Source organism: Methanophagales archaeon (assembly GCA_021159465.1).
In the GTDB taxonomy this organism is placed as follows: Archaea; Halobacteriota; Syntropharchaeia; order Alkanophagales; family Methanospirareceae; genus G60ANME1.
In genome coordinates this window covers 1-9,335 of the sequence record JAGGRR010000147.1, presented here as the reverse complement: position 1 = coordinate 9,335, position 9,335 = coordinate 1, and the positions used below count along the sequence as shown (strand labels likewise).

General features: G+C 44.4%; 12 protein-coding genes. 6 read left to right on the top strand and 6 right to left on the bottom strand.

Annotated features, from left to right (window positions below):
- The 6 genes from J7J01_06710 to J7J01_06685 all read left to right on the top strand — a co-directional run.
- Nucleotides 1-887: ABC transporter permease (locus J7J01_06710; GenBank protein ID MCD6210562.1), on the top strand; the 887-nt coding region annotated here is incomplete at its 5' end.
- Complete coding sequence (gene nikC / locus J7J01_06705) at nt 884-1,741, top strand: nickel ABC transporter permease subunit NikC (GenBank protein MCD6210561.1); 858 nt, start codon at nt 884-886, stop codon at nt 1,739-1,741. The genes J7J01_06710 and nikC, both read left to right, overlap by 4 nt.
- Nucleotides 1,738-2,688, top strand: a complete 951-nt coding sequence (locus J7J01_06700) for an ABC transporter ATP-binding protein (protein MCD6210560.1) — start codon at nt 1,738-1,740, stop codon at nt 2,686-2,688. Before nikC ends, J7J01_06700 begins: the two co-directional genes overlap by 4 nt.
- Nucleotides 2,669-3,379: an ABC transporter ATP-binding protein gene (locus tag J7J01_06695; protein ID MCD6210559.1), complete on the top strand. Its 711-nt coding sequence runs from the start codon at nt 2,669-2,671 to the stop codon at nt 3,377-3,379. The genes J7J01_06700 and J7J01_06695 overlap by 20 nt, the downstream gene beginning before the upstream one ends.
- A gap of 369 nt (nt 3,380-3,748) precedes the next feature.
- Nucleotides 3,749-3,916: a hypothetical protein gene (locus tag J7J01_06690; GenBank protein MCD6210558.1), complete on the top strand. Its 168-nt coding sequence runs from the start codon at nt 3,749-3,751 to the stop codon at nt 3,914-3,916.
- A gap of 273 nt (nt 3,917-4,189) precedes the next feature.
- Nucleotides 4,190-5,140, top strand: coding sequence for an EamA family transporter (locus J7J01_06685; protein MCD6210557.1), 951 nt, complete (start codon nt 4,190-4,192; stop codon nt 5,138-5,140).
- Nucleotides 5,141-5,170: 30 nt separating this feature from the next.
- Here J7J01_06685 and J7J01_06680 read toward each other — a convergent pair whose 3' ends face one another.
- The 6 genes from J7J01_06680 to J7J01_06655 form a co-directional block, all read right to left on the bottom strand.
- Complete coding sequence (locus J7J01_06680) at nt 5,171-5,590, bottom strand: hypothetical protein (GenBank protein ID MCD6210556.1); 420 nt, start codon at nt 5,588-5,590, stop codon at nt 5,171-5,173.
- A 14-nt stretch (nt 5,591-5,604) separates the two neighbouring features.
- Entirely contained in the window at nt 5,605-6,909 is a 1,305-nt protein-coding gene (feoB, locus tag J7J01_06675; GenBank protein MCD6210555.1) for a ferrous iron transport protein B, read from the bottom strand.
- Nucleotides 6,906-7,616, bottom strand: a complete 711-nt coding sequence (locus J7J01_06670) for a 50S ribosome-binding GTPase (GenBank protein ID MCD6210554.1) — start codon at nt 7,614-7,616, stop codon at nt 6,906-6,908. Before J7J01_06670 ends, feoB begins: the two co-directional genes overlap by 4 nt.
- Entirely contained in the window at nt 7,613-7,900 is a 288-nt protein-coding gene (locus J7J01_06665; protein MCD6210553.1) for a ferrous iron transport protein A, read from the bottom strand. The genes J7J01_06670 and J7J01_06665 overlap by 4 nt, the downstream gene beginning before the upstream one ends.
- Before the next feature lie 19 nt (nt 7,901-7,919).
- Nucleotides 7,920-8,150 carry a ferrous iron transport protein A gene (locus J7J01_06660; GenBank protein ID MCD6210552.1) on the bottom strand — a complete coding sequence of 77 codons (231 nt, stop codon included), beginning with the start codon at nt 8,148-8,150 and terminating at the stop codon, nt 7,920-7,922.
- Nucleotides 8,151-8,442: 292 nt separating this feature from the next.
- Nucleotides 8,443-8,919, bottom strand: coding sequence for a DUF2124 family protein (locus J7J01_06655; protein MCD6210551.1), 477 nt, complete (start codon nt 8,917-8,919; stop codon nt 8,443-8,445).
- Between the last annotated feature and the right edge of the window lie 416 nt (nt 8,920-9,335).

Genomic DNA, 9,335 nt, shown 5'->3' with positions numbered 1-9,335 from the left:
GTGTAACGGTGGTTACTTTTTCTGCAATGCACTTCGCTCCCGGTGACCCAGCAGAGATGATTGCGGTAGCCAGGTATGGTGAGGACTTAACACAGGGGGAAATAGAATGGGTAAGAGCAACAGAGGGCTTAGACGCTCCAGTGTATATTCAATACCTGAGATGGCTGGAGCACGTTTTACACCTGGACCTGGGTAAGTCACAAATAACCCATGAAGATGTCTTAGAAGAGATACTGACCAGATTCCCCGCAACCTTAGTGTTAGCAATCTCAAGTTTAATTTTGTCTCTATTGATAGCGCTACCTACTGGAATAATCAGTGCCATCAGAAAAAATACAATCGTTGATAATGCGTGCATGACCGGCGCTTTGCTTGGGGTGTCCATGCCCAACTTCTGGCTTGGATTGCTTTTGATCTGGTTATTTTCTCTATCTCTTGGATTGCTTCCCAGTTTTGGCTACGGTGGCATCAAACATCTTATTCTTCCTACGATAACCTTAGGCACCTCGATGGCTGCCATCACAACTCGCCTCACACGTTCGAGCATGTTGGATGTGCTAAACCAGGATTACATAGTAATGGCAAAAGCAAAAGGGTTAGATGCGAGAACAATACTTCTAAAGCATGCGCTGAAAAATGCTATGCTACCTGTAATTACGTTTGTGGGGTTGCAGTTGGGCTTTTTACTTGGAGGAGCTGTTATTGTTGAGACGATATTCGCATGGCCCGGAATTGGAAAACTATTGGTGGACTCTATATATGCCAGGGACTTTGCGTTGGTTCAAGGATGTGTTTTATTTATCGCTGTTATTTTTGCATTATCCAACCTGGCAGTGGATATCATCTATGCTTACTTAGACCCAAGAATAAGGTACGAGAAAAAATGAACGAAAACTGGATGGCACTTAAGGAACTCGGAGAAAACAGGATGTCAGCAGTAGGTGCAGTAATCATCGTTTTTTTAGTATTTGTTGCGTTTTTCGCACCTTACCTTGCACCCCATGACCCTTTAAAGCAAAACCTAGGAAAAAGACTGCTCGCACCCAATGGCGAATACCCTTTTGGCACCGACGAACTGGGAAGATGCATATTTTCAAGAGTCCTGTATGGAACAAGAATTTCCCTGGAAATTGGCGTTGTAGTTGTGGTGATAACAGCCTTGGTTGGCACAATCCTGGGCGGCGTATCTGGTTACTGTGGAGGAATAGTGGATGAAATTATAATGAGGGCTGTGGATATAGTGCTTGCTTTTCCAAGCATAATTCTCGCTTTGGTGATTGCAGGACTTTTAGGGCCCGGGCTTTTCAATGTGATACTTGCCCTTGCCGTGACGCATTGGCCTGCATACACAAGACTTGTGAGAGGGCTGACTCTCTCCGTAAAGGAAAAAGAATTTGTTGAAGCGGCAAGAGCCCTGAGAGCCTCAAGCTTCTATATTCTGCGTCGTCATATCCTGCCAAACTGTATAAATCCTGTTATTGTGCTTGCAACTCTTGGTATTGCCCATACGATAATTTTTGCGGCTGCTCTCAGTTTCTTAGGCTTGGGAATTCAACCCCCAACTCCCGAGTGGGGGTCAATGCTTAAGGCAGGCATCCCTTATCTGCGTAGCGCACCTTTTTTAACCTTTTTCCCCGGCATTATGATAATGATTACCGTGCTTGCTTTTAATTTCTTAGGCGATGGATTGAGAGATACATTAGATCCACGGGCAAAAGAAATGCTAATGATGAGGAAATGAGTTTATTGAGAATAGAAGGGCTGAGGGTTTATTTTAATGCGAGGGGAAGAATTGTAAAAGCAAACAATGGCGTTGATTTGGATATAAGAGAAAATGAAATTTTAGGCTTAATAGGAGAGACTGGCTGTGGAAAATCAATCTTGGGAAGGGCAATAATGGGATTGCTTTCAGAAAATGTGGAAGTTGGAGGAAGGATTATTTACAAAGGAGAGAATTTATTGGACCTTTCTGAAGACAGAATGAAGCAAATTAGAGGTAGGGAGATCGCAATGATGCTACAGAATCCTTCCACATCGTTGAATCCTGTGTTAACTGTTGGAGAACAGATAGCGGAGGTTTACAGGTGCCATAATGACGCTACGAGAGAAGAAGCAAAGAGGAAGGCATCAAATATGCTTGAATTGGTTGGTGTAGACTCGAAAAGGATGCGTGAATATCCACATCAATTTAGTGGCGGGATGAAGCAGAGAGTTATGATTGCCATCGGATTAGCGCTGAATCCCAGAATTTTGATAGCAGATGAACCAACTACAGGCCTGGACTCCTCAACGAAAAACCAGGTTTTAGATTTGATGTCCGAGTTAATCAGAAGTAGAGATATGAGTATGCTGCTTATAACCCATGACCTGGGAGTGGCGAGAAGAATGTGTGACCGAATTGCAGTAATGTATGCAGGCGAACTGGTTGAGATTGCTCCTGCTGAGAAGATTTTATCAGAACCCAAGCATCCTTATACGCAAGGTCTACTGGACTCGCTTCCTCGCATGGGCTTAAAGCCGATACCGGGTGCAAGCCCGAGTCTCTCCTCACCCCCAAGGGGGTGCAAATACAATCCGAGGTGCAGATATAAAGGTGATGTATGCTCAGAAAAACATCCTGATATGATAAGATTGGGAGATTCTTACGTAAGATGTATTCTGTACAAAAATGAAAAAAGTAAGGCTTGAGGTAAAGAACCTGAAGAAATATTTCTATTCCGGGATTTTCAGGAAGAAGGTGATAAAGGCAGTTGATGGTGTGAGTTTTGAGATAAAGGAAGGCAAAACTTTAGGATTGGTTGGGGAGAGCGGATGCGGGAAAACAACGGTTGGAAGGACAATTCTAAGACTTACAAATCCGACAGAAGGGAAAATAATCTTTGATGGTAGAGATATTACGAGCTTGAACGGCAGCGAGCTAAAAAAATTAGGAAAGGAGATGCAGATCATATTCCAAAATCCAGAATCATCGCTGAATCCGAGGATGAAAATCTATGATAGTATTGCTGAGCCCTTAAGAATTCATAATATCTGTAACAAAAAAGAGGAGAAAGAGAGGATATTTGAGTTGATTGAAACAGTTAATTTAAATGAGGAACTTCTATTCAGGTATCCTCATGAAATAAGTGGGGGACAAATCCAGAGAGTTGTGATAGCAAGAATTTTGAGTCTGAATCCAAAATTTATTGTGGCAGATGAGCCCACTTCTATGCTGGATGTTTCAGTCCAGGCACAAATCCTGAATTTGCTGAAGGATTTGCAGAAGAAATATGCGTTAAGTTACTTGTTTATTTCCCATGATATGGAAGTGGTAGAGTGGATGAGTGATGAAATAGTTATAATGCATAAAGGGAAAATTGTGGATAGGAAAAAAGTGTAGTGAAAAGTTTTTCTTGGTAAACCCATGGTTCGCTCAAATAAATCATAGCAGATTTTAAAATTATGTAGAGCTTTACAGTACTATAGATGAAGAAGTTGGCATAAAAATGAGCGGGTGGATGAAATCCCTCTCCTCTTGGCGCAGATGGAGAGGATGAAAATCCAGCCACTGCTGGATAGCCGTTTCTCCACGCACGGAAACTGGAAGAGGCTCAATCATGTTCAAGGCTGGGCATAACGGAGGATGGACTCTTCCAATTTGGATAGCAAAGACCGACAGCTGATTTACCACAGGTGAAAATTATGCTCTCGGCTCTGGGTCCATTAGGGATGCCAGTGGCAACACAGGTTCTTCCCGGGAATAGAGCGGATGACCGCTGTGGTGGATGGTAGGAGGATCACATGGAGAGAGCGGAGAGCGGTCATCCGTTCCCTTCAGCATGCAAAGAGAGCGGAAGCAGGTTTGCAGAAACGAATAGAATATACCAGATTGATCACAAAATTCCCGGAAAACTCCTTAAAAATAAGCGAACCATGAGTTAGACGTAAAAGCTCTTAAAAAGCCCCAATCTCGTCACACCTGAATAAATTCGGGTGAATCCCTATTGGAGAAGCCCTATCCATTTTTCACTTAAATCTCCGCGAAAAATCTGGCACCGTTATCCCTATTGCTTTCTCACCCCTATAACGTATGATTACAAATGCAATCAAAACAACGACTCCCACAGGTAGAACGATTTGAGCTGGATTTAGGAGTTCATTTTTAACTATTTTCAGTACTTCTTATTCTTGTAGCAGAATAAACTTATTTATGCTTATGCAATGGTTTATCTTAGCCCTTATTGCATCTATACTCTGGGCAGTTGTTGTAATAGTGGATAAATTCATTCTGACACATTATATCAAAGATGCCGTCTCCTATCAGGTCTTCCTCACACTCACCATGCTGCCGTTCCTCATTTTCCTGCTTCCTTTCACCTCTCACAGTACCAATAGTTCCACTCCCACCATACTTCCCGTTATTATCATTCTACTCGGAGTAGCCATGGGGCTGGTATATGTGCTTTACAACAAAGCACTGATGATAGAAGAGGTATCAAGGGTGACACCGCTATTTTATCTCTCTCCACTCTTTGTACTGCTATTCTCGTTCATGTTCATTGGTGAAGGACTCTCTTTGAGGAGATATGTGGGTATAGGACTGATGGTCTTCAGTGCAATCTCCGTATCCGTATCTTTAAGGGGAAGGAATAGGGACAGTCACAGGCAGAGTCACTCGCACTCCTTGCATATCGCGCTCTCTCCTGCGCTCCTCATGATACTGGTCCTTGATATAATGAATGCGGGTAAGGATGTGATCTCGAAGCTCATACTCTCACATCTGGATTATCTCTCTTACCTCTTCTGGTTCCTGCTTGGTAATATCGCCGGTAGACCCTTTCTACTCCTCATACCCCATAACCGCGAGAAGACGCTCATGATTATTAAAACATTACCCCCAAAGGTCTACCTGCTCTCTTTTATCAGCTCCTCACTCGCATGGGCTGGCTATGTATTGTATTTCAAGGCGGTATCCATGACTTATATCTCGCTTGTGAGTGCGATACCGACAACACAGCCATTTCTCGTATTCATATTCGCCACTCTACTCGGATTGTTCTATCCCGGGCTGATAGAAGAGAAGACAGATCGGCGGTCCCTAACCATAAAAGGGATTGCCGCTGTTAGCGTCTTGATTGGTGCATATCTGATTCTGTCATGATATAGCAAAGCGGGACAATTATGTTACCAGTTACCATATCAAGTCCCTCGTCAGTTTCCATGCCTGGTATACCAGCGGAAGCGAAGCTAAGAAGAGCCATATCTCTGGTCGAATATCTGCAATTACAGGGAACGTATCTGCACCACCTATCAGATACTCCAACCCGTCTGCACAGATCGAGAGCAGATACAGAACACCAAATACCGCTGATAGGAGTAGCCCACCAATGAGAAATGACAAACCCCTGTGCTCTCCATTAGATAGTTCTACCACACCATTCAGATACGTCGAAGCGATGACCAAGAGTGCAAGTCCCCCAAATACATCCCCTGGTATTGTCTCTCCAGTACCCCCAAACACCTCTATCAACCCGAATACGAGATACACAATCCCGAGTACGAGCGAATAGCCCGCCAATCTTTTACCGGTTCCCAGGTCAAAATCCGGCATCTTAATCTACCTCCTCATGATAATCCTATTAAATGCCCTATCACTATCACGAGCGCAGATACGAGAAATGCCAGTGTCAGCGTATATATGGGCGCGAAAAGAACCCACTTCGGACGCAATTCCTTCAACATTATCCCTATTGTGGCAACGCATGGGAAATATATCAGCACAAAGACCATATACGCGAACCCTGTAAGAGGTGTAAACCAGCTTGCATTTAGCAGTGCGGTGTGCACACCCTCCTCGCCAACACCGAGCAAAGACCCAAAAGTACCCACTACCGCCTCTTTCGCAAGGAATCCGAAGAATAATGCGACTGCAGCCTGCCAGTTCCAGCCGAAGGGTCTGAATATCGGCTCAATCACATGTCCGAAATCAGCAATATACGAGTTCTCTATGAGTTCGCCACCCGAAGTAGCACCCCATGGAAAGACTGAAAGTGCCCATACAACTATCACAACAGCGAATATAAAAGTTCCCGCTTTTATAAGGAACCATTTGCCACGTTCCCACATGTGCATCGTTACACTCTTCAAACTCGGAATCATATACCGGGGCAGTTCAAGCACGAAAGGCGCGGGTTTGCCCTTGAATAACGTCCTCCGGAATATCAATGCTGAGAGTACCGCCAGGGCTATACCGAGCACATACATCGAGAAGACTGCTGCACTTGCTGCATAACTGGTGCTAAATATCACTCCTGCAATCAGTACGTAAACCGGCAATCGCGCACTGCAGCTCATCAATGGGTTCACCAGTATCGTTATTATCCGGTCCTTCTCGCTCTCTATACTCCGGGTAGCCATTATCGCCGGGATATTACAGCCGAACCCGGTTATCATTGGTATAAAAGACCGTCCGTGTAAGCCCAGTTTATACATCGCACGGTCCATCACGAACGCTGCCCTTGCTAAGTAGCCACAGTCCTCCAGGATCGCGAGAGCGAAGAACAGCATGAATATCGGCGGTATGAATACCAGAACCGAGCCCAGACCAGCGCATATACCGCCAGATACAAAAGAAGCGAGCATAGGATTCGCGATATGCAACTTTGCAAGGTTACCAAGCCACCCGAAGAACAGGTCTATCATATCAGAGAACGGTGCAGAGAACGAGAAAGTGAACTGGAAGACCGCATAGAGCAGAGCTAAAAAGATCGGTATCCCGAGCACACGATGTAAAAATACATGGTCCAGTATGTCTGTAAAAGACCTCTTTTCCTCCCTCTTCTTCACTACTGTCTCCAGTATCTTCGCTATCGCTGCATATCTCCGCTCTGCAAGCACCACTTCCGGCTCTTCTCCCATGACTTCTGTCATTGTTGCGGTAACAACTCCTTTATCTCATGCCAGTAAGGACGGTCTGCCATCCTCTTCAATACCGCATCATCGTGCTCCAGCGCCTTTATCGCAAGCCATCTCGATGGATACTTCTCCGATAAGTTCGCATCCTTTGCAATCACTTCCTCTACCCTCTTTATCGCTGCTTCAACATCTTCACCATACCCCATCACTATCTTCCTCTTTCCTCTCTCATTCTCACGTGCCGCATTCAGCACCGCTTCTTTCAATGCTTCTACACCCTCACCCGTTGTTGCAACCGTTGGTACCACCGGAATGCCAAGAAGCTCCGAGAGCTTATCCACATCTATCTCTATTCCCCTCTCGTTCACCATATCCCACTGATTCAGTGCCAGCACGACGTTCGCCTCTAATTCCAGCAGAAGCAGTGTTAAATACAGGTTACGCTCTAAATTCGTACCATCCACGATATCAATCACCACATCCGGCTTCTCCTCCACTATGTAGTCCCTCGCTATGAGTTCATCTATCGAATGTGCAGTCAGACTGTAAGTGCCGGGCAAATCAACTATCTCCAGCTCCACACCTTTATACATGCATTTTCCTACCTTCTTCTCCACTGTCACACCCGGCCAGTTGCCCACATGCTGTCTTAGACCCGTAAGCCGATTGAAAAGTTCCGTCTTACCCACATTCGGATTCCCTATCAATGCCACTCTTATCATCTCCTCTTGCCTGCACCTCCATTTACCAGTATCTTCATCGCTACACCCCTACCAAGTGCGATTCTCGTATTACGGACAGAAAGAAGCATAGGTCCAGGCGGATTAGAGGTCAGTACTCTTACTCTCGTACCAGGTGTGAAGCCCATATCAGAGAGACGGCGCACCAGTCCTCTACCCCCTTGCAACTCCTCTATTTCTGCCTCTTCGCCCTCTCCCAGAAATGCCAATGGTAAAATGCTACTGCCAAAACATGTAATACCCGAAATTCTACCCTTGCTCATCATCTTCTTTTCACTCCCTCAATTACACTTCCAACCATACGTTCTCAGCCTCAGCCCGTCGTAATGTCAGGTTATAACCCCTCAGAAGGAACTCCACCGGGTCACCGAGTGGTGCATCTCGCACCTTCTCTATCTTCGCACCTCTAACAATGCCCATATCCATTATCCGCCTCCTCAATGCACCACTGCCCTCTATTCGCGTAACTTCTCCCTCCTCTCCCGCTTCCATATCACTCAATCGCTTCTCCACCATCTTAGTCCACCAAAACCTTATTCTTCATCGTATCGCACATCGTCACAGTCTCAGATACTTTATATCCCGGTATAGTGTTAGGTACACAAAAATCCTGCCCTAAAAAAGTTCGGTTTTTAATAAAAAACCTAAAAAAGTTCGGTTTTTATATTATTTTCTATTAAAATTTTTCCTTCATCTGATTTTTTGGAACCGTCACAGGTGGCATCGTGGCGATTAGAATAAATTAGAATAATAATGAGAAAAAAAGGATGGAGAACGGATAAAACTCAAAAAAGTATGGCTCTGGCTCTTATTTCTTTATCATGACTTCCATCGTTGTATCTATCAGCCTATCAAAGTTTATCTTCTTATCCCAACCCTGCCGCTCGAATATGTTCATGAAGCCAACACCGATGACTTTTGGTCTCTCATCCCCTGAGAGCTCCTCGATCATGCGAATAACATCCTCCGGTGGACAGCCGAACTTGGGCATTGCCAGACCACCAAGCACAACGACTGCACTTGGGTTATTTGGGTCACCCTTCTCATCTACAACGCTATATCCTATATTCTCTATCTTCTTTATCCTCCTTGCCTCCTCCGCCACTGCTCTCGGTACATATAACATCTCAAAACCCTTATCTCGCACTGTATAAGCCAGCAACTCGATGAATGGTGTGCAAACAGCAACCGAGCCAGTGAAGACCACCTTGGAGCCATCCTTTAGATCAGTCATGGTATCTCTAAATGCACCAGTGAAGCCGGGTATTCCACTCCTCTTCTCCATTTCTTCTATCTACCTCCTTTTGCCTCCACATAACGTATAGATAAATATAAAAATAAAACTTGATTAAGCAGATAATCCGCAATATTAATTCGCCTTCTATCCTTCTATTATACTTTCATACTTTCCAGTAGTTATGGCACTATGGCACTTTAACGCAAAATCTTAATTTGAGAAGGGATGATGTGGAGAAATATAACTCTTACCTTAGAGCGTCAGGCTTATTCTCCTTTCTTCCAAATATATCCTTTCGGGTGCATTACCTGATTCTTACTATCCTCTAAAAAAAAAAGTTGTTGGTTCGACAGTTGGAGTGGAAAAGTAACTTGTTTAAAGATGTTTTCGTTATCGGTATCTCCGAATACTCTTTGGGAATGATAGCAAAAGAAGATATTTCAAACGTTTCAGGCAAATATAAT